Source organism: Actinorectispora metalli (assembly GCF_056323685.1).
Map to the genome: position 1 here is coordinate 1,576,668 of NZ_JBREYE010000002.1, position 24,454 is coordinate 1,601,121.

The window sequence follows — 24,454 nt, forward strand, 5'->3', positions numbered from 1 at the left end:
GTTAGTCCCCTAGGTCGCGGCGGTACTTCTTCACCTCGGAGCGGCGTTTTTTCGCGCTGAGTCTGCGTTCCTTGGCGCCGCGGCCGGGCTTGGTGGGCCTGCGCGGTGGGGGCGGCGGTTCGAACGCGGTGCGCAGCAGGTCGGCGAGGCGTTGTCGGGCGGCCTGCCGGTTCTGCAACTGTGCGCGGTGCTCGGAAGCGGCGACGGTGAGCACGCCGTCAACCAGCCGCGACGACAGCCGCTGCAACGCGCGCTCCCGCAGATGGTCGGGTACCGACGCGGACCGTGCCAGGTCGAAGGACAGTTCGACGCGGCTGTCCGCGGTGTTGACGCCCTGACCGCCGGGGCCGGATGAACGGGAGAAGCGCTCGCTCAGCTCGGCGGCGGGGATCGCCACCCTCGGAGTGATGCGCAGTTCGCCGTCCATGCGATCAGCATGCCTCAGTCATGCCCCGGCGGGTGGAGCAACGCGGGATACGGCAAACTGATCAGCATGGCTGAGAGGTCGGAGCGCCCCGTCGGCGACAAGGTTCCGGACAAGACCGACAAGACCGTCGAACCGCTGCCGGACACCGTGCCGGACAGGGTTCCGTCGACCGGTGAGACACCGGCCGAAGAGCGCATCCAGCACACCAGGACGGCGGGTGCCTGGGTCGCCGTCGTCGTCGCGACCCTGGTGCTGATCATGCTGCTGGTGTTCATCCTGCAGAACAACAACGACGTCACCGTGCGCTTCCTCGGCGTCGAGGGCAACCTGCCGCTGGGGGTGGCGATGTTGTTCTCCGCCACCGGAGGCGCGCTGCTCATCGCCCTTATCGGCGGCGCCCGCATCCTCCAGCTCCGCCGCCAGCGCAGGCGCAGCCTGCCCAAGAGCTGAACCGGTTGCCCCGGCCCGCGTCGGGCCGGGGCAACCGTCACTCAGGACAGCAGCTTCTCGATCACATCGGCCGCGGCAGGCGCGCCGCCCGCCGCGCGCACGTGACGCTGCATCTCCAGCACCCTCGCCCTGGTGCCCTCGTCGGAGGCCAGCTCCAGCACGGTGTCGCGCAACAGCTCCGCGGTCACCGCGTCGCGGTCGAGCATCCGGCCGAGGCCGAGTTCCACGATCCGCTTGGCGTTGGTGAACTGCTCGGCGCCCTGCGGGATCGCGACCATCGGAGTGCCGGTGTAGAGGCCCTCCATGGTGCCGCCCATCCCGGCGTGCGTGACGAACAGGCTCGCCTTGGCCAGAATCGCCAGCTGAGGCACGTGGGCGTGCACCTCGACGTTGGCGGGCAGTTCGCCCAACGCACCCTGGTCGATGTACTTCCCGACGGCCAGCACGACCTGCCAGGGCAGGTCGGCGAAGGCCGTCACGCAGTCCCGCCAGAACTGCGGGCGGTTGTTGTAGGCGGAGCCGAGGGAGACCAGCAGTACCGGTCGGCCGTCGGCGGGTGCCTGCCAGTCGCCTTGGAATGCCCGTTCGGTGAGGCAGGGCCCGACGAAGTGGAAATGGTCGGCGAAGGTCTCGCCCTTGAACTGGAATTCCCTGGGCATCAACACGATGCCACCGTCCAAAGCGGACGCCCACCACTGTTCGATCGGGGTGTCGATGCCCTGGTCCGCCAGCAGCTTGGCGAACCGCGACATCCACTCCTCCATCTCGCGCGGGTCGGAGGGCTGTTCCTGGTCGATGGTGAAGTGCTCGTTGGCGGCGAAGAACTCCCAGATCTCCATTGCCGGGACGCCCCATTTGGCGGCCAGGATGCGACCAGCGCCCATCGGGTCCTCGGTGAGCACCAGGTCGGGTCGGTCGGCGTCGAACAGCCGCTCAAGCTGCGGTAGGGACTGCGTGGTCTCGTTGACCAGCAGCGGACCGACCGTGGCCATGTCCTCCGGCCACTGCTCGCCGTTGGCGTCCGAGGGCAGCGTCGAGTTGTAGACGACCGCGGTGGCGCCCGCCTGCTCAACGCGGGCGGCGAAGTCGCCGATGGTGGCGTAGCTGACGCGGTGCCCGCGGCGCACCAGTTCGGCCACGATGCCCAGCATCGGGTTCACATGCCCGTGGGCGGGCATGGAGAAAAAGGCGATATGAGACGTCTTGCGCATGGTGGAACTACTCCAAGTCTGCATTCGGATTGAACGACTCAACCCGCGTCGACCCGAGGCGCAGCCCGCCCACGGTCGCCGGACCGCGAACGCGCACCATCGCCAGAGATGGTCGTCGCGAGGAGAGATGAGCGCAGCGCGCGCCGGAGCGCGCTCGACGTCTACTCAGAGGTAGTACTGGAAGAAGCCCCACATGCCGTCCACCCTAACCGCGACACCCACAGCCGCGCATCCCATTTTCGACGCCGCCCAGTGTCGCCCATTTGGGTAGAACTTGGCTGGTTGTGCATACCAGCGGGCCCGCTGGAAACCCTTGCCCACCCAGCGGAAAACCGCAGGTATCTGAATACTTTCCACGTCTACCGGGCGGTAGAACGATCTTCTCAGACACCGATACGGCGGTCTCAGCATGCGAACCGCCGCCGTGTAGCCCGCGTCACAGCGTCTTAATGTGTGGCTTCGTCCCCGATCCACTCCCCCGTTGCGCGTTTACCAGGACGGAGCCTGGAAATGCAGTCCTCCCACCACATCGCGCGTCGAGCGCTGCTCGCCAGAATCGGCGTGCTCGGCGCCGCCGTGTCGCTTGGCGGCGTGCTTCCCGCGACCGCCTCCGCGCTGCCCCGCGCGGATCTGCTTGAGCCGTTGAAGAAGGTGCTCGGCGAGCTTGCCAGGGACACCGTCAACGGCCTGACCACGTTCGTCGTCCCCGGCCCCGACGCCTACTCCCGCGCACAGGGCACACCGCGAACCGAACCCGGCGCCCTGGAGATGAACGCCACCACGTTCATGATCGAGGCCTTGGACAACTTCCTGCCCGCCCCGGACAAGCTGGCCAAACCGATCGCCCTCGCGTTCGCGACCGCCCTCGACGATTCCGGGCTGGAGTTGCCGGATCTGCTGGGCGGCATCCTGCCCGGCGCGGTCGACTCGCTGGACGAGGCGCTGGGCACGCTGCTGGCCAACGACGAGACCATCCCGCTGTCGCTGGCCATCGCGCTGCTGCTGAACTTCGTCGCCACCCAGGTCAACCCGGCCGCGGTGAACGGCCCTTTCCTCTCGCCGTTCTCCCGGCTGAATTTCGCGCAGAAGGCCACGGCGCTGTCGCTGATCGAGGGCGCCGACGCCGACCTGGTCGCGATGATCGACCGCAACCTTCCCCAGCCGCTGCACGAGTCGGTGTCCGGCGTGCTGCGTTTCGTCGGCGGCGCGCTGCTGGAGTTCCCGGCCTTCGGCGGCTACTCCGAGTACGCGGTGTTCAACCCCGCCACCAAGACCCTGCGCGGCAGGCCCGTCGGGTGGGCGCTCACCGGATACCAGCCCAATGGCCCGGTTGAGGGCTGGAACGACTTCAAGGGCTACTACCAGGACCGCAAGGAGGTCAGCGACTGATGCGAGACGTGATCATCGTCGGCGCGGGCGGCGGCGGCCCGGTCGTGGCCGCCGAACTGGCCGCCAAGGGCCTGGACGTGCTGCTGCTGGAGGCGGGCCCCCGCCACGCCAAGCCGCGCGAGGAATGGACGCACTTCGAGAACGACGCCAACAACCCGACGACCGGCTTCTTCCGTTTCGGCCCGACCGATCGGGACAAGCCCGCCTGGTATCGGGAGACCCCGCAGAACTCCTTCGTCTGGCAGCTTTCCGGTGTCGGCGGCACCACCCAGCACTTCTACGGCAACTGCCCGCGCGCCTACCCCGGCGTGTTCACCGGCTACGACGGTCCCGACGCGGGCAACTACGACACCGAGCACCGCTTCCCGTTCACCTACCGGGAACTGGTGCCCTACTACGAGTGGGTCGAGCACACCCTCCCGGTGCAGACCGCCGCCATGGGCACCAAGGAGCAGACGTATTTTCGGGGCTGCGAGACGCTCGGCATCCCGGTGCAGACCACCAAGACCACCCGCGGCGCCTCCTACCGCCCGCAGGAGAACGCCGTGCTCCAACCCGGCGGCAACGCGGGCAAGACCTCGGACAGGAACCTCCTCGTCTACCCGAAGGCAACGGGCTGCACGTTCTGCGGCTACTGCTTCCAGGGCTGCATGCAGCCGGTGCACGCCCCCCGCAACCAATTCGCCAAGCGGTCTACCGACAACAGCTACGTCCCGATGGCACTGACCGCCGACGTCTGGTCGCCCGGCGGCAAACCGGTCACCCTCATCACCGACGCCTTCGTCACCAAAGTCCATACAGCCCAACGCAATGGCACAACTGGTCCAACAAGCGCAACCGGCGTAACCTGGCGCACGGGAGGCGGACATCTCCACCGCGAAGACGCCAAGGTCGTGGTGCTCGCGGGCGGCTGCACCGAAACCCCACGCCTGTGGTTCAACAGCGGCCTGCCCAACCCCAACGGCTGGGTCGGCCGCGGCTACACCGACCATCATTTCGACTGGGTGCTCGGCGCGTTCGACACCGACACCGGCAACTCCAAAGGCGTCGGCTCCTCGGCGCGCTGCGACTTCCCCGGCTACGGCGGCCTGGAGAACGTGGGCCTGCCGCCCGCACTCCAAGCGTTCTCGATGATGTTGTCCGACAGCGGAATCCGCGGTCAGTACACCAACGGCCGCGGCATGACCGGCCCCTGGGACGGCCCGGCGGGCCGCCCCATCGGCCCCGAGCTGAAGGACCTGCTGGCAGGCGGCATCGACCGCCTGCTCAACGTCCTGGTGATCACCGACGACGACGTCGAGGCGCAGAACCGGGTGCTCCCCTCGGCGTTCCCCGCCGACGAGCACGGCGCCGTCGCCAGGGTCCAGTTCAAGCAGCGCCAGCGCACCGCCCGCACCCAACGCAACCGCGAGTACCTCACCCGCAAGGCTGTCGCCCTGCTGCGCGGCGCGGGCGCCAAACGCGTCTACCGCATTGACTGGGCACCGCTGATCCTGCACGTCCAGTCCTCGATGCGGATGGGCCTGTCCGAGCAGAACTCGGTGGTCGACGCCAACGCCGAATCCCGCTGGGTCAAGGGCCTCTACATCGCCGACAACTCCGCCCTGTCCAACTCCCTCGGCGGCCCGAACCCCACCCTCACCACCCAGGCCCTGGCCACCCGAACCGCCGAGAAGATCTTCCAACGGCACTTCGGCGGCGACCCCTGGGTGGCCACCGGCTCCCCCACCCCGTCCACCGACCCGGGAATCAGCAAACGCCTGGCGGAACTCGGCCTCTGAGTACTACCGGGCTCGCCGTCGAATACAGGTCTCGCCGCGCCCCGCAGTGCCATGGCATTGCGGGGCGCGGCGAGCAAGCGGGCCACTGGTCAGAGTCGTCGGTGTATGAATACGCACCGCTCGGCATAGGCGAAGCGGGCGAACCCGGAAGCCGCACTCAGAGACGAAAGTGGCTCGCGTTCATTGAAATACCACTGCGTACGTCGAACCATTTCCGGCAGGCAAGGTCGACCACACTGCGTCCAGAAGTCGTCGGTTATTGCCCGCCCAAGCTATAGCCGTACAGGGAGGCGTTTGCCGCCAGAACGACGGTCGTGAAAGACCCTCGGAATTTGATGCTCCACATTAGACACTCTTTCCGGTGAACTGCAGGCAGCGGCGTCGGTGGTCTGTCTCCGTTATCGGAAAGAAGCCTTACCGTGATATTCATGTGGGGCGAAGGAGATGGTTGGAAGTCGGTTGCCGCCGCAACCGCCTCCGCGGCGGTCAACGCGGCCCTGTCGGAACTCGTCACCGTCGATTTCGAGCACCGACGACAGGTATGCCAGCGGGTCGCGCGAGAAGTGGGCCAGGCGCTGGCAGTACTGGAGGAAACGTCCTCCAGCTACGACGAACCCGCACTTGCCGCGGTGCGGGACGCGTTGGTGCACCTATCAATGGGCCAATGGGATGACGCCCGCCGCGCGCTCATCACCGCCCGGGGACGCCTTACCTCGCAGGGACTGGTCTGAACGAGTGAAGCCACCAACCCATCGGAGTTGGTGGCTTCCTCGAAGCGTGAAACCCGGTCAGACCGTAAAGCCGAGGGCACGAAGCTGTTCGCGGCCCTCGTCGGTGATCTTCTCGGGGCCCCACGGGGGCATCCAGACCCAGTTGATGCGGACGTCGTCGACCAAGCCGCCCGCGGGGCCGCCGGTCAGCGCGGCGCGGGTCTGGTCCTCGATGACATCCGTGAGCGGGCAGGCCGCCGACGTGAGCGTCATGTCCACGATCGCCGTGTTGTCCTGTTCGACCCTGATGTCGTACACCAGGCCGAGGTCCACCACGTTGATGCCGAGTTCGGGGTCGACCACATCGCGCATGGCCTCCTCGAGGTCGTCGAACGACGCGAGTTCGGCTTTTGCGGGCAGGTCGGGCATGCCCGCGGCACCGCGGACGACGTCCTCGCCCTGCTCGGGGGTCTCGTTGATCACGTCCTTGGCAGGCGCCTCAACCGCATTTTCTGCCATCAGTTCGCTCCCACTTCGGCTTTGGCGACGGCATCCTTGAAAGCCATCCAACCCAACAACGCGCATTTGACCCGCGCCGGGTACTTGGCGACCCCGGCGAAGGCGATGCCGTCCTCCAACACGTCCTCGTCCGGCTCCACCTTGCCGCGGCCCTGCATCAGCTCCAGGAACGCCTGGTGGGTCTCGAACGCCTCTTCCACGGTGTGCCCGACCACCAGATCTGTCAACACCGACGTCGCGGCCTGGCTGATGGAACAGCCCTGCGCGTCGTAGGACACGTCGATGACCTTGGCGTCGGCGCCCGCCCCGTCCAACTGCACGCGCAGGGTCACCTCATCGCCGCAGGTCGGGTTGACCTGGAACGACTCGGCGTTGAACGGCTCCCGCAGACCGCGGCGGTGCGGGTTGCGGTAGTGATCCAGGATGATCTCCTGGTACATCTGCTCAAGCTGCATTCAGGCGCCTCCCGCAGGTACAACGCCGAAGAAGCGCTGGGCTTCCCGTACGGCGTCCAGCAGCGCTGTGACGTCGTCCAGATCGTTGTACAGGTAGAACGTGGCGCGGATGCTCGCCGGGATGCCGAGCCTGCGGTGCAGCGGCCACGCGCAGTGGTGACCGACGCGGATCTCCACGCCAAGGCTGTCCAGCACCTGGCCCGCGTCGTGCGGGTGCACGCCGTCCACCACGAACGACACCGCTCCCCCGCGGTCCGCCATATCGGTCGGGCCGACGATGGTGACGCCGTCGATCGCCGACAGGCCCGCGATCGCGGCCTCGGTGAGCTTGTGCTCGTGGGCGGTGATGCGGTCCATGCCGACCACCGTCAGGTAGTCCACGGCGGCACCGAGGCCGACAGCCTGCGAGGTCATCGGCACGCCCGCCTCGAACCGCGCGGGCGGCGGGGCGTAGGTGGAGCGCTCCATGTGGACAAGCTCGATCATCGAACCGCCGGTCAGGAACGGCGGCATCGACTCCAGCAGTTCGCGGCGGCCGTAGAGCACGCCGATTCCGCTGGGGCCGAGCATCTTGTGGCCGGAGAACACGGCGAAGTCGACGCCAAGGGCGTGGAAGTCCACCGTCTGGTGCGGCACGGACTGGCAGGCGTCCAGCACGGTCAGCGCGCCGACGGCCTTGGCCCGCGCCACGATCTCGGCGACCGGGTTGACGGTGCCGAGCACGTTGGACTGGTGGGTGAAGGCGACCAGCTTGGTGCGCTCGTTCACCAAATCGTCCATAGTGGACAGATCCAGGCGTCCGTCGTCGGTGACGCCGAACCAGCGGAGCGTGGCGCCGGTGCGGCGGCACAGCTCCTGCCATGGCACGAGGTTGGCGTGGTGCTCCATCTCGGTCACCACGATCTCGTCGCCCGCACCGACGATGAAGCGAGCCTCCGACTCGGCACCGCCGATGGCGTTGCTCATGGCGTAGGCGACCAGGTTGATGCCCTCGGTGGCGTTCTTGGTGAACACCACCTCGCCCTCGTCGACGCCGATGAACGACGCGATGCGGGCGCGGGCGCCCTCATAGGCGTCGGTGGCCTCTTCGGCAAGCTGGTGCGCTCCCCGGTGCACGGCCGCGTTGGCGGTCTCCACGAACGCGCGCTCGGCGTCGAGCACCTGGCGCGGCCGCTGGGAGGTGGCACCGGAGTCCAAGTAGACCAGCCGCTTCCCGTCGCGGACCGTCCGGGACAGGATCGGGAAATCCGCCCGGATGGTCTCGACGTCCAGCGGCGCGGCCACGCCGCTGACCTGCGGGGTGGTGGTCACTTGACCAGTGCCTCCTCCTGCTTTCCGGTGTAGCGCACGTAGCCTTCGTTCTCCAGCGTCTCCGACAGCTCGGCGCCGCCGGACTCCACGATGCGACCGCCCGCGAAGACGTGCACGAAGTCGGGCTTGATGTGGCGCAGGATGCGGGTGTAGTGCGTGATCAGCAGGACGCCGACGTCACCGGCGGCCTTGAAGCGGTTCACGCCCTCGGACACCACGCGCAGCGCGTCGACGTCCAGGCCGGAGTCGGTCTCGTCCAGGATCGCGACCTTCGGCTTGAGCAGCGACAGTTGGAGGATCTCGTGGCGCTTCTTCTCGCCGCCGGAGAAGCCCTCGTTGACGCTGCGCTCGGAGAAGGACGGGTCGATCTCCAGGTCCTTCAGCGCGCCCTTGACCTCCTTGACCCAGTGCCGCAGGGCCGGGGCCTCGCCGCGGACCGCGGTGGCGGCGGTGCGCAGGAAGTTCGACATCGACACGCCGGGCACCTCGACCGGGTACTGCATGGCGAGGAACAGGCCCGCGCGGGCCCGCTCGTCCACGCTCAGCTCCAGCACGTTCTCGCCGTCGAGCAGAACCTCGCCGCCGGTGATGTCGTACTTGGGGTGGCCTGCGATGGCGTAGGCCAGGGTGGACTTGCCGGACCCGTTGGGGCCCATGATCGCGTGGGTCTCCCCGGCCTTCACCGTGAGGTCGACGCCCTTGAGGATTTCCTTGGGGCCCTCGTCGGTGGTGACCGACACCCGCAGGTCCTTGATTTCCAGAGTGGCCATTGCTTCGTTTCTCCTGGTACTTAAGTCAGTTCGTCGTGGTCGTGGTGTCGACGTAGACATCGCCGTCCCTGATGTCCACCGCAAACACGTCGACCGGGTCGGTCGCGGGCAGCGAGTTGGGCGCTCCGGTGCGCAGGTCGAAGCAGGAGCCGTGCAGCCAGCACTCCAAGCCCTGCTTGCCCACCTCGCCCTCCGACAGCGCGATCGCGGCGTGCGAGCACTCGTCATGCAGCGCGTGCACCCGCTCGCCGTCGCGGACCAGGACGACGGGCGTGCCGTCGACCTCGGTGCCGAACGGCTTGCGGTCGTCCAGTTCGGACAGTGCGCAGACGCGGTACATGATTACGTCCCCACCGCCTGCAACTCGGCTTCGATCGCCGCCTCGAGCCGCTCGCGGACCGCAGGGACCGGGATCTTGGCCAGCAGCTCGTTGAAGAAGCCGCGGACCACCAGCCGCCGTGCCTGCTCGGCCGGGATGCCCCTGGCCTGCAGGTAAAACAGCTGCTCGTCATCGAACCGGCCGGTGGCGCTGGCGTGGCCAGCGCCCTCGATCTCGCCGGTCTCGATCTCCAGGTTCGGTACCGAGTCGGCGCGGGCGCCGTCGGTGAGGATCAGGTTCCGGTTCAGCTCGAAGGTGTCGGTGGCCTCCGCCGCCGCGCGGATCAACACGTCGCCGATCCATACGGTGTGCGCGCTGTTTCCTTGCAGGGCGCCCTTGTAGACCGCGTTGGACCGGCAGTGCGAGACCGCGTGGTCCACGAACAACCGGTGCTCCAGGTGCTGGCCCGCGTCGGCGAAGTACAGCCCGTTCAGTTCGGCGTCGCCGCCGCGCTCGGTGAAGGTCACCGTGGGGCTGACCCGGACCAGGTCGCCGCCGAGGGTCACCACGAGGTGCCGCAGGGTCGCGTCGCGGCCCAGCTTGGCGTGGTGCGCGGCGACGTGCACCGCGTCGTCGGCCCAGTCGTGCACGACGACCACGTTGAGGCGGGCCGAGTCGGCGACGACGTACTCGACGTTGTCGGCGTAGGCACCGCTGCCGCGGTAGTCCAGCACGATGGTGGACTCGGAGAACTGCTCGGCGCGGATCTGGGTGTGCCCGTAGGCGATCTTGTCCTCGCCGGGGCCGGTGATGGTGACCGTCACCGGCTCGGGGCGGGCCTCCTTGGGCACGGTCACGACCGTGGCCTGCTCGAAGCTCGAGTACGCCTGCGCCGCGACCCGGTCGCCCGGCACTCCGGCGGCGCCGAGGCGCTCGTCGGTGCGGCCCACGCTCTCGACCTGGACACCCTCGCCGTCGGACTCGACGGTGGCGATGCCGTTGGCGTGGGCGCCGTCGTGCAGGCCTGCGAGGCGACGCAGCGGGGTGAACCGCCAGTCCTCCTCGCGGCCCGTTGGCACCTCGAACGCCTCGACGTCGAACGAGGAGAACCGCTCGGCGCGGGAAGCCGCGGGGACCGGGGCCCCTGGCTTGTCAACTGCGACCGTCATTTAGCCGACGGCTCCTTCCATCTGCAGCTCGATCAGGCGGTTCAGCTCCAGCGCGTACTCCATCGGGAGCTCGCGGGCGATCGGCTCGACGAAGCCGCGCACGATCATCGCCATCGCCTCGTCCTCGGTCAGACCGCGGGACATGAGGTAGAAGAGCTGGTCGTCACTGACCTTCGAGACCGTGGCCTCATGGCCCATGGACACGTCGTCCTCGCGGACGTCGACATACGGGTAGGTGTCCGAGCGGCTGATGGTGTCCACCAGCAGCGCGTCGCACTTGACCGTCGACTTCGAGGAATGCGCGCCCGGGTTGACCCTGACCAGGCCGCGGTAGGAGGTGCGGCCGCCGCCGCGGGCCACCGACTTCGACACGATGGTCGATGAGGTGTGCGGCGCGAGGTGCACCATCTTGGCGCCCGCGTCCTGGTGCTGGCCCTCGCCCGCGAAGGCGATCGAGAGCACCTCGCCCTTGGCGTGCGGGCCCATCAGGAACACGGCCGGGTACTTCATGGTGACCTTGGAGCCGATGTTGCCGTCGACCCACTCCATGGTCGCGCCCTCTTCGGCCTTGGCGCGCTTGGTGACCAGGTTGTAGACGTTGTTCGACCAGTTCTGGATGGTCGTGTAGCGGCAGCGCGCGTTCTTCTTGACGATGATCTCCACCACGGCGCTGTGCAGCGAGTCCGAGGAGTAGATCGGCGCGGTGCAGCCCTCGACGTAGTGCACGTAGGCACCCTCGTCGACGATGATCAGCGTCCGCTCGAACTGGCCCATGTTCTCGGTGTTGATCCGGAAGTAGGCCTGGAGCGGAATGTCGACGTGCACGCCCTTGGGCACGTAGATGAAGGAGCCACCCGACCACACGGCGCCGTTCAGCGCGGAGAACTTGTTGTCCCCGTGCGGGATCACCGAGCCGTAGTACTCCTCGAACAGCTCCGGGTGCTCCTTGAGCGCGGTGTCGGTGTCGAGGAAGATGACGCCCTGCTCCTCAAGGTCCTCACGGATCTTGTGGTAGACGACCTCGGACTCGTACTGCGCGGCCACACCGGAGACCAGGCGGGCCTTCTCGGCCTCGGGGATGCCAAGCCGGTCATAGGTGTTCTTGATGTCCTCGGGCAGGTCCTCCCAGGAAGCGGCCTGCTTCTCGGTGGAGCGCACGAAGTACTTGATGGAGTCGAAGTTGATGCCCGACAGATCGGCGCCCCAGTGCGGCATGGGCTTGCGGTCGAACAGCTTGAGCGCCTTGAGGCGCGACTCCAGCATCCACTCGGGCTCGCTCTTTTTCGCCGAGATGTCGCGGACGACCTCTTCGCTCAGGCCACGGCGCGCGGTCTCACCCGCGGCGTCCGAGTCGGCCCAGCCGTATTCGTACCGGCCCAGCGTCGCCAGCGTTTCTTCCTGCGTGAGCGGGGTGGTGGGTGTTCGCTGCTCGGCAGCGGCAGTCATGCGGACTCCCCTCCGTCCTGGTTCGGGGCTGTTGCCGCAGGCGCCTCGGGGGCGGCGTCCTGCTGCGTCTGTTCTGGTGTTGCCTTCTTCACCGCGAGCGGAATGTGCGTTGTGCACGCGGCATCCCCTCGGGCGATGGTGGCCAGCCGTTGCACATGGGTGCCGAGGACTTCGGCGAACGCCGCCGTCTCGGCCTCGCAGAGTTGCGGGAACTCCGCGGCCACATGTGCCACCGGGCAGTGGTGCTGGCACAACTGCGCGCCTGCCCCTACCTCACGCGCCGACGCAGCGTATCCCTCCCTGGTCAGGGCGCTTGCCAGCGCCCTTGTCCTGGAGGCGGGGTCGGCGTTGTCGGCGATGGCCTTGCGGTGTTGCTCGAGCATCCCGGCGATGCGGATCTCGATGAAGCTCTGCAGCGCCTCCGGACCGCCCTGCTGGGCGAGGAAGCGCAGCGCGGCCACGGCGATGTCGTCGTAGGCGTGGCCGAAACGGGCGCGGCCCGCCTCGGTCAGCAGGAACAGCTTGGCCGGCCGTCCCCTGCCCCGTTGTCCGCGCCGTGGTGCATCCCTGGTGGTGGCCTCGCCGTCGGCGACCATCGCGTCCAAGTGCCGCCTTACAGCAACGGCACTCAGCCCGAGTTCCTCGGCGATGGCGGCGGCGGTGATCGGCCCCTGCTCCAGCAGCAGCCTGGCCACCGTGTGCCGGGTCCGGCCGTCGGCATGCGACCCCGCCTGGACCGGAAGCACCGGCTCAGGTGAGGCCGCCGCAGGCGGCGGAGTCCCGACGTTTTTCACAACACAAGTGTTGCTTATATCGCCCGAGGGGGCAAAGACCCTGGCCAGAGAGGTGAGGTAGCTCACCGAACCCCGACCAAATGGACTTTGGTAACGCGAAAGCCGACAGTGCCAAGCGGCGAACGGCCGTACGGCTGCGGTGAACGGTCGACACGGTTCGGGTATAGCGAAGGATAAGCGGTCGGTGGCGGGCGAAACCGCAGGTGGGAGGCCTGCGAGGTCAGACGCGTTCTGCCACCCACGGAGCAACCCCCGCGAATCGTTACCCTTCGGCGTTGTGACGAGTGGGAGGGTGCTCGGCGAGACCGAGCCGGACAGCGACGCCGGGAAGGGCCTGGACCGGGCGGAACGGCGTCAGCTTGACGTGATCCGCCGCTTCGGCACCGCGGGCGCCCTGCTGCTCGCAGCGGGTGCCCTCGGCGCCGGTGCCGCCCCCGACCCTCTGCAGAACCCGCTGAACGGTGTTCGCCTCTTCGGGCTGCCCGCACGGATGCCAACGGTGGCCCTGGCCTGCACCTGGGCGGGCATGGGCATGGTGGTGCTCGCCTGGCTGGCGCTGGGCCGCTTCGTCCGCCAGGACCGTCCCCGGCTGGTCTCCCGCGCGCAACTGGACCGCACCTTCATCATGTGGGCCATCCCGGTGGCCATCGCACCACCGCTGTTCAGCCGCGACGTCTACAGCTACCTCGCGCAGACCGAGATCGCGCTGCGCGGCATGGATCCCTACGCCCTCGGCCCGGCCCAGGCGCTGGGCGTTGACCACCCGCTGACCCGCGGGGTCCCCAATATCTGGCGGGAGACACCCGCGCCCTACGGCCCGTTCTTCTTCGTCCTGAGCAAGGCCACCGCCTGGCTGGCCGAGGATGACGTGGTGCTCGGCGTGATGGGCCAGCGCCTGCTCGCGTTGGCGGGCGTCGGCATGATCGTGTGGGCGCTGCCGCGACTGGCCAAGCGCTGCGGAGTGCCCGAGGTCAGCGCCCTGTGGCTGGGTGCGCTGAACCCGCTGGTGCTGTTCCACCTGATCAGCGGCGTGCACAACGAGGGCCTGACCATCGGGCTGATGCTGGTCGGCCTGGAGATCGCGCTGCGCGCCCTGCCGGTGGTCCGGGACGGGGTGGTGCCCCCGCTGCAACGCGGGGAACTGCTCGGCGTCGGCGCCGGTGCGGTGTTGATCACACTCTCCGCGGCGGTGAAGATCCCGTCGCTGGTGGCGCTGGGCTTCCTCGGGGTGCTCATCGCCCGGCGCTGGGGCGGCCGGGTCAGCCACCTGGTGAAGGCCGCGCTGGTGATGGCGGTGGTGATGGTGCTCACCTGGGCGGTGGTGATGGCGCTGTCCGGCCTGGGCTTCGGCTGGGTCAACGCCTTGGAGCACACCAACAAGCTGCGCAGTTGGATGTCGCCGGTCAACGCGCTGGGCTTCCTGGGCGCGGGCATCGCGATCGTGCTGCAACTGGGCAACCACACCGATTCGATCATCGCCGTGTGCCGCGGCTTCGGCGTGTTCTTCGCCGGGTTGATCGTGATCCGGCTGCTGTGGGACAGCTTCCGCGGCAGGCTCAACCCGCTGACCGGCGTCGGCATCGCCCTGGGTGCGGCGGTGCTGCTCGGCCCGGTGCTGCACCCCTGGTACCTGCTGCTCACGGCCATTCCGCTGGCCGCCACCACCCGGTCCCACCGGTTCCGGGTGGCCGCCACCGTGATCAGCGCCTTCCTCGCGCTGGTCGTGCCGTCACCGGGGGCACCGTTCTTCGGCCGGGCGTTCGTGATCACCGACGCGATCCTGGCGGCCATCGTGATCGTCGCGGTGGTGCTGGCACTCGTCATCAGGCGGGTTCCCGGCCGACCGCGCGACCTGCTGACCACCTCCACCGCTCGTTAGGCCTAGGCTTCCTGTTCGTGCCACCGACCTCCGACCCCACCGCTGTCCGCCTGCACGGGCTGGTCAAGCGCTTTGGCAGCACGACCGCCGTGAACGGGTTGGACCTGTCGCTGGAGGCGGGCACCGTGCTCGCCCTGCTCGGCCCCAACGGCGCGGGCAAGACCACCACCGTGGAGATCTGCGAGGGCTTCCTCCGCCCCGACGCGGGCACGGTCCGCGTCCTCGGCCTCGACCCGATCGCCTCCTCGGAACAGCTGCGGCCCCGCATCGGCGTGATGCCCCAAGGCGGTGGCGCCTACCCCGGCGTCCACGCCGACGAGATGCTCCGCCTGGTCGCCACCTGCGCCGCGCGCCCGCTGGACACCGAATGGCTGCTGGAGACACTCGGGCTGTCGGCGGCGAGGCGCACGCCGTACAAGCGGCTCTCCGGCGGGCAGCAGCAGCGCCTGTCGCTGGCCTGCGCCCTGATCGGGCGCCCCGAGCTGGTGTTCCTGGACGAGCCGACCGCGGGCCTCGACCCGCAGGCCCGCCGCCTGGTCTGGGACCTCATCGCCGCGCTGCGCCGCGACGGGGTGAGCGTGTTGTTGACCACGCACCTGATGGACGAGGCCGAGGCGCTGGCGGACCACATCGTGATCATCGACCACGGCACGGTGGTCGCCGAGGGCAGCCCGGCGACGCTGACCGCGACCGATCCCGAACATATGCAGCTGCGCTTCCGCTCCCGGCCCGCGCTGGACCTGCGGCTGCTGCTGGCGGCGCTGCCCGAGGCCTGTCAGACGGAGGAACCGGTGCCCGGCAGTTACGTGGTGCGCGGCCTGATCAACCCACAGGTGATCTCGACGGTCACCGCGTGGTGCGCGCAGCAGGGAGTGCTGGCCGAGGAGATCCAGGTGGCCAAGCGCAGCCTGGAAGATGTGTTCCTGGAGCTGACCGGGCGGGAGCTGCGCTCATGACCTCGTTCGCACCCGGCACGTTCACTCCCGCCCCCGGCCGAGGACGGCTGTCGCGGATGCTGTTCGTGCAGGCGACCACCGAGGCCCGCCTCACGCTGCGCCACGGCGAGCACATCCTGCTCACGCTGCTGGTGCCGCTGGCGCTGCTGATCGGCCTCACCCTGGTCCGGGTCATCCCGCTGGCGGAGCCGCGGATCGACACGGTGACCCCGCAGGTGCTGGCGCTGGCGATCATGTCGACGGCGTTCACCGGCCAGGCCATCGCGCTGGGCTTCGACCGCCGCTACGGCGTACTCAAGCGCCTGGCGGCCACGGCGCTCCCCCGCTGGCTCCTCGTCGCGGGTCGGGTCACCGCCACCCTGGTGGTCGTCGCCATCCAACTGGTCGTGCTTGGCGTAGTCGCGGCGTTCCTCGGCTGGGCGCCCGAGGTGTCCGGTGTGGCGTACGCCCTGCTGTTGATCCTGTTGGGCACGTTCGCCTTCGGCGGGCTCGGCGTGCTGCTCGGCGGCGCGTTGCGCGCCGAACTGGTGCTGGCGGTCGCCAACGGTGTGTGGTTCCTGCTGCTGCTCGCGGGCGGCATCGCGCTGCCCGCCGCGATGATGCCCGGCACCGCGGGCGCGCTGGTGCAGCTACTGCCCTCCGGTGCGCTGGCCGCGGGCCTGCACACGGCTTTGGTCGACGGCACCTTCCCGGGCTGGCAGCCTGTGCTGATCCTGATCGCCTGGGGCGCGGGCGCCACCCTCCTGGCCACCCGCACCACCAAGCTGACCTGACATCAGTCCAGCCGCACGGTGACACCGCGGCCGAACATGCTGTCATTGAGCTCGACCCGCGTCGGCGAGACATCCTTCGGGATGTCGAAGATAAGGACGCTCTGCACTGTGTTTCCGGGGTTGATCTGCTCGAATATTGAGTTTCCCGCCACAGCGGCGATCAGTGAATCAGCGGCAGAGAACTCGCGACCCTGGTTGTCGAAGAGTTTCTGTTCACTTGCCTGGAGATGTTGCGCTCTATCTCCTACGTTCCGCACCGTGACGTAGACCTTGACGAATTGCCCCTGCGCGTCCTGCCCGCTGTACTGATTCCCGATTCGCGGTACCCCCGGCTCCACCTTGGTTACCGTGAACTCGAAGGCGCCATCTCGAACAGGGCTGCCCACCGCAGCGAGGGCTTCAGGCTCGGGGCCGGACCCGCTGCCTGCGGGAGGGTTGTCACTGCCAGACCCGAAGGCGACGGCGAGAATGACGATAAGCACGATCAAACCGAGAAGACCCAGGCAGCCGATCTTGAAGATCCCTGGCTTCTTCTTCGGGGGTATACCGTATTGCCGATAGGAACCGGGAGGACCCGGCGGTGGGTATCCCTGCGGAGGCTGCTCGTACGACATGACCGCCCTCTTTCCCCATCACTGAATTGTCAATGACAGCCAATACCGAGCACAGAAGTCGAGAACGTTTTCAGCAAGCTGAGGCCACGTTTCGACATCGCCGGAAAGGTATTGGCGACCCCAATTCACGAAGTTGGGCGGTCTTTCAATTCGTTAGGGACGCTGGGTAATCAGAGAACGTCCGGGCAAGCACCGTTGGCGGGTTCCGATGGGGCCGGGGCCGCTGGGAGTGCGGGCTTAGTGCATCCGGTGAGGACGAGTTCGCCGTCGCGTTGCAGCCAGGTCTCCCAATACAGCGGGGCCGAGGCGAAGTCGGGCTCGTAGGTGCTGTGCAGCACGGCCGCGTCGAGCTTGCCGTCGCCGTCGAGGTCCCGGATGGCGCTGCCGGGGGCGGTGCCCTCGACGGAGTCCAGTACCCGCACCTCACCGTTGTCCGCGACCTGGACCAAGACGGCGCCCGAGGCGTGGATGCCGTTGATGAATCCCGCCACGCAGCGGTCGCCGTCCGCGCAGCTCAGGTGCTCGATCAGGTCGAACGGAAGCTGCCCCGGCTTGGTGGACAGGCGGCGGCCGTCGTCCTCGGTCACCAGGAAGCTGCGCGGCCTGCCGTCCTCAGCACGGCCGCGGAACGCCAGCAGCGTCCGATCCGGACCGAGTTGGACCGCGGCCACCCGCTCGCAATCGCTGCCGCAGTCCGGCGGCAGCGGTGAGGTGGGCCTGGATTCCATCGCCCCCGCGGCCGACATCAGCACGGCGGCCGTGGCCACCGCGACGCCGGTCGTCCTGATCAGTTGTCTACGACCCCACATACGGACCCCCTCCGCATTGGATGACGAACCGCAGGTTGGAAAGGTTGCCCTGTCAGGCATACCTCTTCCGGGTAACGAATCGGATCCCCCAATGGGGGCCGAATCCGAAACGAAGTCGCGACTGCGCGTGAGACCCCGGGTGCCAAGCCGTGCGGGTGAAGTCCACTGTCCGGTTCGTCTACCCCCTCCCAAGCCGCCGTCGGCGGAGGACGCCTGCTGCCAGTGGGCGCTCCCGGACCGGATGAAGCGACGCCAGATCGACACCATCGTGGGTGTCGTCGCCGCGGAGCCGAGGAGGCGACCTGCGTGCCGAGCAAGGAAACCCTACCTATGGGCGTGCTGCTGGAATGGCGGAGAGGCCAATAACCATCCAACAGGCGAATTCTTTTCAAAACCAAGACTGGAGGAAATTTCGCATTTTATACCGATGTTACCGGCAATGCTCTGATCGAGCGAACCATGACCACTGATGATTTGGAGAACCTTTACATGTACCAAGATTACATAGCCGAACAAGTTCCGGTCATTTTCACACCGAACGCCCCGACCCGGCCGTTCGAGGTAGTCCGCGACCTGGGGGACTCGGGCCGATCAATCCTTCCGGGATGATCACCCCGAGAACAGGTGCAGCGCGGGCTGAGTTCGGCTTCCGACCCGTCACCTACCTGGGAGACTCGATGACGGTCCTCGCTGCACCGGTCAGTCCGATCGGCGCACACCAGATGCTGATTTTCCTGCTTCAACTCGGGCTTCTGCTCGGGGCGGCCCTCATACTCGGCAGGCTCGCGGTGCGCTGGAAGATGCCCGCGGTGGTGGGCGAGCTCACCGCGGGCGTCCTGCTCGGCCCATCCCTGCTGGGCAACCTCTTGCCGACCCTGTCCAACTGGCTGTTCCCGGCCAAAGCCGAGCACATGCACCTGCTCGACGCGGTGGGCCAGCTTGGCGTGCTGCTGCTGGTCGGGCTGACCGGCATGTTCCTCGACTTGTCCATGGTGCGCCGCAAGAGCCGCACCGCGACGTGGGTGAGCGCGGGCGGGCTGCTGATTCCGCTGGGGTTCGGCTTCCTCGTCGGGATCGCGCTGCCCGCCTCGCTGATCGCGGGCGACACCAACCGCAACGTGTTCGCGTTGTTCCTCGGCGTCGCGATGTGCGTCAGCGCGATCCCGGTGGTGGCCAAGACATTGATAGAGATGCGGCTGCTGCACCGCAACATCGGACAGTTGGTGATCGGCGCGGCCGTCGTGGACGACATCGTGGGCTGGTCTCTGCTGTCGGTCGTCTCGGCGATGGCCACCACCGGTCTGCGCACCGGCCACGTGATCTACGCGGTGGGCGGCCTGGTCGCGGTGATCGTGGCCGCGGTGCTGGTCGGGCGTCCGGTCGTGCGCGGGAGCCTGCGGCTCGCGGGGCGCTCGACGGATTCCTCCGTAACGCTCGTGGTGATCGTGCTGCTGCTGTTCCTGTCCGCCGCGGGCACCCACTCCCTCGGGCTGGAGCCGGTCTTCGGCACCTTCGTATGCGGTGTGCTGATCGGTTCCTCCGGTGTGCTCGACCGCGAGAAGCTCGCCCCGCTCCGGACGTTCGTGATGGCGGTGCTCGCACCGGTGTTCTTCGCCATCGCGGGTCTGCGCATGGACCTCACGGCGCTGCGGGAGCCGACGGTGCTCGGCACCGCCCTGCTGGTCCTGCTCGTCGCGATCGGCGGCAAGTTCGCAGGCGCCTATCTCGGCGCCCGCATCGGCAAGCTGGGCCACTGGGAAGGCATCGCCCTCGGCGCGGGGCTCAACGCCCGCGGCGCCATCGAGGTGATCGTGGCGATGGTCGGCCTACGGCTGGGCGTGCTGACCACCGATGTCTACACGATCATCGTATTGGTCGCGATCGTGACCTCTCTGATGACTCCCCCGGTCCTGCGCTACGCCGTCGCCCACATTTCGGTGACCACCGAGGAAAACGAACGAGAAAAAGAATTCAGCGGCTAACGTCCCGTTTCGGGGACCGGCCGGAAAAGACGCATCGCCATGGCCGTCGGCAATTCACCGCTGCTCCAGATCGCGGGTGGAATGCAGCCTATCGGGAACACTGCTCCGGTCGGTGAGCACCCGATTCCGGGTGCACCTGTCACCGGGGCGAACCCCGGCTGGGACGGGCCTCACCGACTGGATGGCCCTGCCGGCACCACCGACGGCCTGGCGATGGCGGCGGCAGCCCGGGCGCTGCACGAGACGCGACCCGTTGCGGGAGTGCTGCGCTGGGACGAGGCGCACATCGACGTCGCCAGAGCGCTCGGCTGCGCAATGGCGACCGGGAGGCGGCGCAGCGGACGCGGGACATGGGCGCGCGCCGCGCGCCGCGCGCCGCGCTCGCCGCGACGGGTGCCTCAACCGCGTTTGATCGCGGTGAAGACCGTGGAGCAGGTCGTGTCCGCGACCGAACAAGTCGGTTACCCGGCCATCCTCAAGCCGCGCGGCCTCGGCGCCGGCCTGGGGGTGGCCGGCCAGACGGCACCGAGGAGTACACAACGAGGTCGTCCCACGCGGAGTGGGAGAAGGCGTCGCCGCGACCGCGTTGGACATACGGACCGCGTCGCGGCGCCGTAGTTGGCCGGGTGATGCCGAACCGCACCGACGAATGGAACCCGTGTCGGCGCCCCTGCGAGAATGAGTGGCGAATACTGTCGGCCGCGTTTCGGGGAGGTGACGCGGTGCGGGCTCCCCGGAAGGACGCTTCATGTTGGAGATGCGGGCCGAGTGCGAGCGCTGCCATCGCGGGCTCTCGCCGGACGGGACAGCCATGATCTGCAGCTACGAGTGCACCTTCTGCGCGCCCTGCCGGGACGAGATGCACGGTAGGTGCCCCAACTGCGGCGGCGAACTCGTCGCCCGGCCACGTCGGGTCACTTCGCCGGTCGCGTCCTAGCTCACGAGCCGCTCTCGAGCGGATATGCACCGGACGAGTTGGCGTTCGGCTTCAACGTCGCCCGCGCCGGGCAGTGGATGAGGTGCCGCACCAGGACGCCCAGCATCGCCTCCGGCAGGGCTTCGCCTCGAGATGAAGCCACGCGAGGCCCGCGGGCACGCCACCGCGCGGAGTCGAGCGGGAACAGCGGCGAGATCGTACTGATCGGTCGCTGAGATCGGCGCAGGTCGGGCAGTGAACGGCTACTCTGCGTCGGAGTTCAGTCGACCGGAGGGTGACCGTGGTGCGTCTCGGCCTTGTGTGCCGTCTGTCCTCGCCGACCAGCCGCAGGCTGCACGGCATCGCCGTCGCCGCCGGTCACGAGGTGCGGTTGGTGGGCGGACCGGAGGAGTTGCTCGGCGTCGGCGCCGGTCCGGCGTGGCTGCCGGATGTGCTGCACGGGCGGATCTCGGCCTCCGACGGCAACATCGACCACCAGCTTCTCGTCCAGGAGCGGCTGGAGCGGGCCGGCGTACCCGCCGTGAACTCCGCGGCGGCGCTGGACCGGGCCCTGAGCAAGGCGCGGCAGGCGGTGATCTTCCACGAGGCGGGGCTGGCTCATCCGGACAGCTGTGTGATCACACCGTTCGCCGACGCGGACGAGATCGTCGAGCGGCTGGGTATGCCGGTGGTGGTCAAACCCGACCGCGGGCAGGCAGGCAACGGCATCTTCTGCCCGCGGACCGCGGAGGAACTGCGGGCCGATCTGCGCGACTCCGGTCTGAGCGGCGCGCGGCTGCTGATCGCACAGCGTTTCCTGCCGGAGGCCGTGCGCAACCTGCGCATCGTGGTGATCGACGGCGAGCCGGTGGCCGCGATGGAGCGCGCCGCTCCGATGGGGGGCTGGCTCAGCAACATGGCCAAGGGCGCCAGCGGCGAGAAGGTCCAGCCAAGCGACGAGGAGAACGACCTGGCGGTGGGCGCGGCCGCGGCGATCGGGCTGGACATCGCGGGCGTCGACCTGGTGCGCACCGCCGACGGCCCGGTGGTGCTGGAGGTCAACGCGGCGCCGGGCCTGGTCAAGACCGAGCAGGTGACCGGGGTCGCACTGTGCGAGTTGATCGTGTCACGGCTGGTGGCCCCGCGGGCGAAGCCGAAAATCCCGCTGCCTACCATCGGTACGTGACGCTAGCCGCCAGGATCACCAGAACACCGAGCATCGCCCTCCAGCGGGGCTTCGGCATCGCGGTGCTGGTCATGCAGGCCTTGATCTCGGTCAGCGGGTCGGTCGTCCGGGTCACCGGGTCCGGGCTGGGCTGCCCGACCTGGCCGGAGTGCTTTCCCGGCAGCATGACGCCCACCCCGCATCCCGAGGTGGCCGCGCTCAACCAGTGGATCGAGTACGGCAACCGGATGCTCACCGGCGTCATCGGCTTCGTCGCGATCGCCTTCTTCTTGCTGGCCTGGCAGTCCCGCCCGCGTCGCCGCCGCTACCTTCTCCTCGCCGCCACCATGCCGATCGGCGTCGCCGTCCAAGCCGTAGTCGGCGGCGTCACCGTGCTGATGGACCTGGTGTGGTGGACGGTCGGCATGCACTTCCTGCTGTCGATGATCCTCATCTGGCTCGCGGTGCTCGCGGTGCGCTCCGTCGACGAAGGCGACGCGCCCCCGCGGCTGTTGGTCACCCCCGCCCAACGACTGCTCCAGAACACCATGGTCGGCGTCCTGGCCGCGGTGCTCGTGGCAGGCGTGATGCTCACCGCCGCGGGTCCCCACGCGGGCGACTCCGCCACCCCCCGCCTTGACCTGCCGATCCCCTCCCTCGCCCAGCTCCACGGCGGCCTGCTGGTCCTCTTCCTCGCCATGCTCGCCCTGCTGGGCTTCGGCATGCGCGGCACCACCGCACCCCGCACGTGGCGCGCCTACTGGGTCCTGGTCGCAGTCGTCCTGGCCCAAGGCGGCCTGGGTTCCCTCCAGTACAACCTCGGCGTCCCCGAAGCCCTGGTCTCCCTCCATGTCCTCGGCGCCGCCTGCACCATCGTCGCGATGGGCTGGCTCTGGGTGAGCTCCCGCGACCGCGGCCCCCTCCCCGCCACCTGATCCACTCGGCTCGCTCGCCCGCACCAACCGATCGAACGCCGGACGCCCGTCCCCACCCCGGATGGCGAACCGAACCGCACCCGATCGGGCTATCAGTGATCTCCGGGTCTATGCGGGAGATGTCCCGCAGCGGTCATGATGTCGCCGCAGGGGATCATGGTGTCGACCTAGGTCGACACCATGACGTCCCAGGGAGCTTGCGGATCGAGATGCCCCCGATTCCAGCCTAGGCTTTGATCGTCGTGGCGTTGGGAACCGCGGAGTCGCGGGTGTCGGGCGCGAACCTGACATTCTCATCGAGTCCCGCGTGATCGATAGCGGCTATGCGGTGAACGAGTCCGGTCTGTACGGACAGCGTCTCTCTATGGACAGCGCCTCTGTACGGGCAGCGTCTCGGCCTGGCTTTGGCGACGCCGGGTCGCAAGGGCCGGGACGGCTTCGATGCCCGACAGTCGCGATGCCAGTTGATCGCGGAGTGGGTTGACGAGCGGCGTTCGCGGCAGTGCCTCTGAAATGCCCGATCACGGGGTCGAACGGCTACGCATCGAATCATCGGGCGGTCGCAGAGTCGGCGATCGACGCCGAGTTCGACGAGAACCGGGCCAAGCAGGCCCGTTGACCCGTCATCGCGCCTGCCAAGTGCATCGGGCTGACATGGTGAGGATGTGGGGTTAGCGGCGTTTGAGGGCTGATGCTTCCCAGCGTTGCCAGACCTGGGGGAGTTCGTCGGAGAGCCAGGAGTAGAGGTCGTCTACGGCGCGGAGGCGGGCGGCGCGTTCGGAGTCGCCGCTGAGTAGGCGCATGCCTGCGGCGGTCAGTTCCTTGGCGGCGGCGATGCGTTCGAAGCGGCGGCGTACCAGTTCTACCCAGCGCTGTTCTTGGACGCGGTAGAGGGCTGCTTCGCGGCCGCGGCGGGTGGTTTTGCTGACCAGGCCGAGCCTGCCCAGTAGGCGCACGTTGGTGCTGACCGAGCCGCTGCTGGCTTGGAGGGCGGCGGAAAGTTCGGCGGCGGTGCGTTCGGCGGGGTCGCACACCAGCAGGTAGCCGAGGATGCGGCCTGCGATCAGGGGCAGGCCCTCCTCGACGAAGAAGGCGGCCATCCGCTCGATCCACTCTTCCCGCGGACTGGCGTGCCCTCCGCGTTCGCTCAACGAACCCACCGCCCCAATCGTTAACTTCATTCAAGACTGAAGACATCGTAGCAACAGATAGCTCAGGTGCGAAGAAACCCGCCGCGGCGTGCCGCGGCGGGTTGGCGGGGTCGGGTGGTTAAACGATCAACTACCGGAGGGGTTGAGAGGGGTTTACCGCCGGCCGCCGGAGCCTGCCATGCGGTGGCGGTGCTTGGGGCCAATGACCGTTTGGGCGATCGTCTCCCGATCCCATTCGGCCTGTTCAAGGCCGTCGACGGTAGCGACGACGGCCTCGGCTGCGGACTGGTCGGCTACGATCGCGTCGCCCAGGGCGCCGTCCTCCCCGACGAGCACCAGGCGGGTGCCCGCGTTGCCGATGTTCTCGATCACGGCACGGGCGGAGGGCCCGTGCAGCCGGACGAATTCGCGTGCGCTTTTCACCGCGGCGGCAGGCGCGGCAGCCGTCGCATTCGTGCTGGTACTGACATCCCGGTCGGCCATAGCACGCAGAATAAAGGCAATTTGCCCGCTAGGTTTCGTT

The 24,454-nt window shown here is 68.3% G+C and carries 25 protein-coding genes; 11 read left to right on the top strand and 14 right to left on the bottom strand.

Annotated features, from left to right (window positions below):
* Position 1 precedes the first annotated feature (1 nt).
* Entirely contained in the window at positions 2-427 is a 426-nt protein-coding gene (gene arfB / locus ACU6XJ_RS27645; RefSeq protein ID WP_476317933.1) for an alternative ribosome rescue aminoacyl-tRNA hydrolase ArfB, read from the bottom strand.
* Positions 428-493: 66 nt separating this feature from the next.
* On the opposite strand from arfB, the gene ACU6XJ_RS27650 reads away from it, so the two are divergent.
* Positions 494-877 carry a LapA family protein gene (locus ACU6XJ_RS27650; RefSeq protein ID WP_476317936.1) on the top strand — a complete coding sequence of 128 codons (384 nt, stop codon included), beginning with the start codon at positions 494-496 and terminating at the stop codon, positions 875-877.
* Between the two features lie 41 nt (positions 878-918).
* Here ACU6XJ_RS27650 and ACU6XJ_RS27655 read toward each other — a convergent pair whose 3' ends face one another.
* Complete coding sequence (locus ACU6XJ_RS27655) at positions 919-2,088, bottom strand: macrolide family glycosyltransferase (protein WP_476317939.1); 1,170 nt, start codon at positions 2,086-2,088, stop codon at positions 919-921.
* A 510-nt stretch (positions 2,089-2,598) separates the two neighbouring features.
* Here ACU6XJ_RS27655 and ACU6XJ_RS27660 point away from each other — a divergent pair.
* The 3 genes from ACU6XJ_RS27660 to ACU6XJ_RS27670 all read left to right on the top strand — a co-directional run bounded on the left by ACU6XJ_RS27660 (position 2,599) and on the right by ACU6XJ_RS27670 (position 5,989).
* Complete coding sequence (locus tag ACU6XJ_RS27660) at positions 2,599-3,477, top strand: hypothetical protein (RefSeq protein ID WP_476317942.1); 879 nt, start codon at positions 2,599-2,601, stop codon at positions 3,475-3,477.
* The gene (locus ACU6XJ_RS27665) at positions 3,477-5,258 is read left to right on the top strand and encodes a GMC family oxidoreductase N-terminal domain-containing protein (protein ID WP_476317945.1); all 1,782 of its coding nucleotides are present in this window, start codon (positions 3,477-3,479) and stop codon (positions 5,256-5,258) included. Before ACU6XJ_RS27660 ends, ACU6XJ_RS27665 begins: the two co-directional genes overlap by 1 nt.
* A 428-nt stretch (positions 5,259-5,686) precedes the next feature.
* A complete protein-coding gene (locus tag ACU6XJ_RS27670) occupies positions 5,687-5,989 on the top strand; it encodes a hypothetical protein (protein WP_476317948.1) in 303 nt (100 codons plus the stop codon).
* Positions 5,990-6,046: 57 nt separating this feature from the next.
* Here ACU6XJ_RS27670 and ACU6XJ_RS27675 read toward each other — a convergent pair whose 3' ends face one another.
* From ACU6XJ_RS27675 to ACU6XJ_RS27710, 8 genes are all read right to left on the bottom strand, one after another.
* Positions 6,047-6,397 (bottom strand): metal-sulfur cluster assembly factor, encoded by a 351-nt coding sequence (locus ACU6XJ_RS27675; RefSeq protein ID WP_476318668.1) that lies wholly within the window; start codon positions 6,395-6,397, stop codon positions 6,047-6,049.
* A gap of 89 nt (positions 6,398-6,486) precedes the next feature.
* A complete protein-coding gene (gene sufU / locus ACU6XJ_RS27680) occupies positions 6,487-6,942 on the bottom strand; it encodes a Fe-S cluster assembly sulfur transfer protein SufU (RefSeq protein ID WP_476317951.1) in 456 nt (151 codons plus the stop codon).
* Positions 6,943-8,253 carry a cysteine desulfurase gene (locus ACU6XJ_RS27685; RefSeq protein WP_476317954.1) on the bottom strand — a complete coding sequence of 437 codons (1,311 nt, stop codon included), beginning with the start codon at positions 8,251-8,253 and terminating at the stop codon, positions 6,943-6,945.
* A complete protein-coding gene (gene sufC, locus ACU6XJ_RS27690; RefSeq protein WP_476317957.1) occupies positions 8,250-9,023 on the bottom strand; it encodes a Fe-S cluster assembly ATPase SufC in 774 nt (257 codons plus the stop codon). The genes ACU6XJ_RS27685 and sufC overlap by 4 nt, the downstream gene beginning before the upstream one ends.
* Positions 9,024-9,048: 25 nt before the next feature.
* Positions 9,049-9,363 carry a non-heme iron oxygenase ferredoxin subunit gene (locus ACU6XJ_RS27695; protein ID WP_476317960.1) on the bottom strand — a complete coding sequence of 105 codons (315 nt, stop codon included), beginning with the start codon at positions 9,361-9,363 and terminating at the stop codon, positions 9,049-9,051.
* A 2-nt stretch (positions 9,364-9,365) separates the two neighbouring features.
* Positions 9,366-10,511 (bottom strand): Fe-S cluster assembly protein SufD, encoded by a 1,146-nt coding sequence (gene sufD / locus ACU6XJ_RS27700; protein ID WP_476317963.1) that lies wholly within the window; start codon positions 10,509-10,511, stop codon positions 9,366-9,368.
* Complete coding sequence (gene sufB, locus ACU6XJ_RS27705; protein WP_476317966.1) at positions 10,512-11,957, bottom strand: Fe-S cluster assembly protein SufB; 1,446 nt, start codon at positions 11,955-11,957, stop codon at positions 10,512-10,514.
* Positions 11,954-12,751 (bottom strand): helix-turn-helix transcriptional regulator, encoded by a 798-nt coding sequence (locus ACU6XJ_RS27710; RefSeq protein ID WP_476317969.1) that lies wholly within the window; start codon positions 12,749-12,751, stop codon positions 11,954-11,956. The genes sufB and ACU6XJ_RS27710 overlap by 4 nt, the downstream gene beginning before the upstream one ends.
* 277 nt (positions 12,752-13,028) lie before the next feature.
* Here ACU6XJ_RS27710 and mptB point away from each other — a divergent pair, with 277 nt between their 5' ends.
* The 3 genes from mptB to ACU6XJ_RS27725 are packed head-to-tail and all read left to right on the top strand — an operon-like array spanning position 13,029 to position 16,359.
* Positions 13,029-14,630, top strand: coding sequence for a polyprenol phosphomannose-dependent alpha 1,6 mannosyltransferase MptB (gene mptB, locus ACU6XJ_RS27715; protein ID WP_476317972.1), 1,602 nt, complete (start codon positions 13,029-13,031; stop codon positions 14,628-14,630).
* 17 nt (positions 14,631-14,647) lie between these two features.
* Positions 14,648-15,586, top strand: coding sequence for an ABC transporter ATP-binding protein (locus tag ACU6XJ_RS27720; RefSeq protein WP_476317974.1), 939 nt, complete (start codon positions 14,648-14,650; stop codon positions 15,584-15,586).
* Complete coding sequence (locus tag ACU6XJ_RS27725; RefSeq protein ID WP_476317977.1) at positions 15,583-16,359, top strand: ABC transporter permease; 777 nt, start codon at positions 15,583-15,585, stop codon at positions 16,357-16,359. Before ACU6XJ_RS27720 ends, ACU6XJ_RS27725 begins: the two co-directional genes overlap by 4 nt.
* A gap of 2 nt (positions 16,360-16,361) precedes the next feature.
* Here the strand turns inward: ACU6XJ_RS27725 and ACU6XJ_RS27730 are convergent, their stop codons facing one another.
* On the bottom strand, positions 16,362-16,973 hold the full coding sequence (locus ACU6XJ_RS27730) for a DUF4352 domain-containing protein (protein WP_476317980.1): 612 nt from the start codon (positions 16,971-16,973) through the stop codon (positions 16,362-16,364).
* A gap of 170 nt (positions 16,974-17,143) precedes the next feature.
* The gene (locus ACU6XJ_RS27735) at positions 17,144-17,782 is read right to left on the bottom strand and encodes a hypothetical protein (RefSeq protein WP_476317983.1); all 639 of its coding nucleotides are present in this window, start codon (positions 17,780-17,782) and stop codon (positions 17,144-17,146) included.
* Positions 17,783-18,459: 677 nt separating this feature from the next.
* Between ACU6XJ_RS27735 and ACU6XJ_RS27740 the strand changes: the two genes are divergently transcribed.
* The 4 genes from ACU6XJ_RS27740 (at position 18,460) to ACU6XJ_RS27755 (ending at position 22,780) form a co-directional block, all read left to right on the top strand.
* Complete coding sequence (locus ACU6XJ_RS27740; protein WP_476317985.1) at positions 18,460-19,764, top strand: cation:proton antiporter; 1,305 nt, start codon at positions 18,460-18,462, stop codon at positions 19,762-19,764.
* Between the two features lie 757 nt (positions 19,765-20,521).
* The gene (locus tag ACU6XJ_RS27745; protein WP_476318670.1) at positions 20,522-20,701 is read left to right on the top strand and encodes a DUF1272 domain-containing protein; all 180 of its coding nucleotides are present in this window, start codon (positions 20,522-20,524) and stop codon (positions 20,699-20,701) included.
* Positions 20,702-20,984: 283 nt separating this feature from the next.
* On the top strand, positions 20,985-21,866 hold the full coding sequence (locus ACU6XJ_RS27750; RefSeq protein ID WP_476317988.1) for an ATP-grasp domain-containing protein: 882 nt from the start codon (positions 20,985-20,987) through the stop codon (positions 21,864-21,866).
* The gene (locus ACU6XJ_RS27755) at positions 21,863-22,780 is read left to right on the top strand and encodes a COX15/CtaA family protein (RefSeq protein WP_476317991.1); all 918 of its coding nucleotides are present in this window, start codon (positions 21,863-21,865) and stop codon (positions 22,778-22,780) included. Before ACU6XJ_RS27750 ends, ACU6XJ_RS27755 begins: the two co-directional genes overlap by 4 nt.
* A gap of 671 nt (positions 22,781-23,451) precedes the next feature.
* Here ACU6XJ_RS27755 and ACU6XJ_RS27760 read toward each other — a convergent pair.
* On the bottom strand, positions 23,452-23,931 hold the full coding sequence (locus ACU6XJ_RS27760) for a GbsR/MarR family transcriptional regulator (RefSeq protein ID WP_476317995.1): 480 nt from the start codon (positions 23,929-23,931) through the stop codon (positions 23,452-23,454).
* A gap of 153 nt (positions 23,932-24,084) precedes the next feature.
* Positions 24,085-24,414: a hypothetical protein gene (locus ACU6XJ_RS27765; protein ID WP_476317998.1), complete on the bottom strand. Its 330-nt coding sequence runs from the start codon at positions 24,412-24,414 to the stop codon at positions 24,085-24,087.
* Positions 24,415-24,454 lie beyond the last annotated feature (40 nt).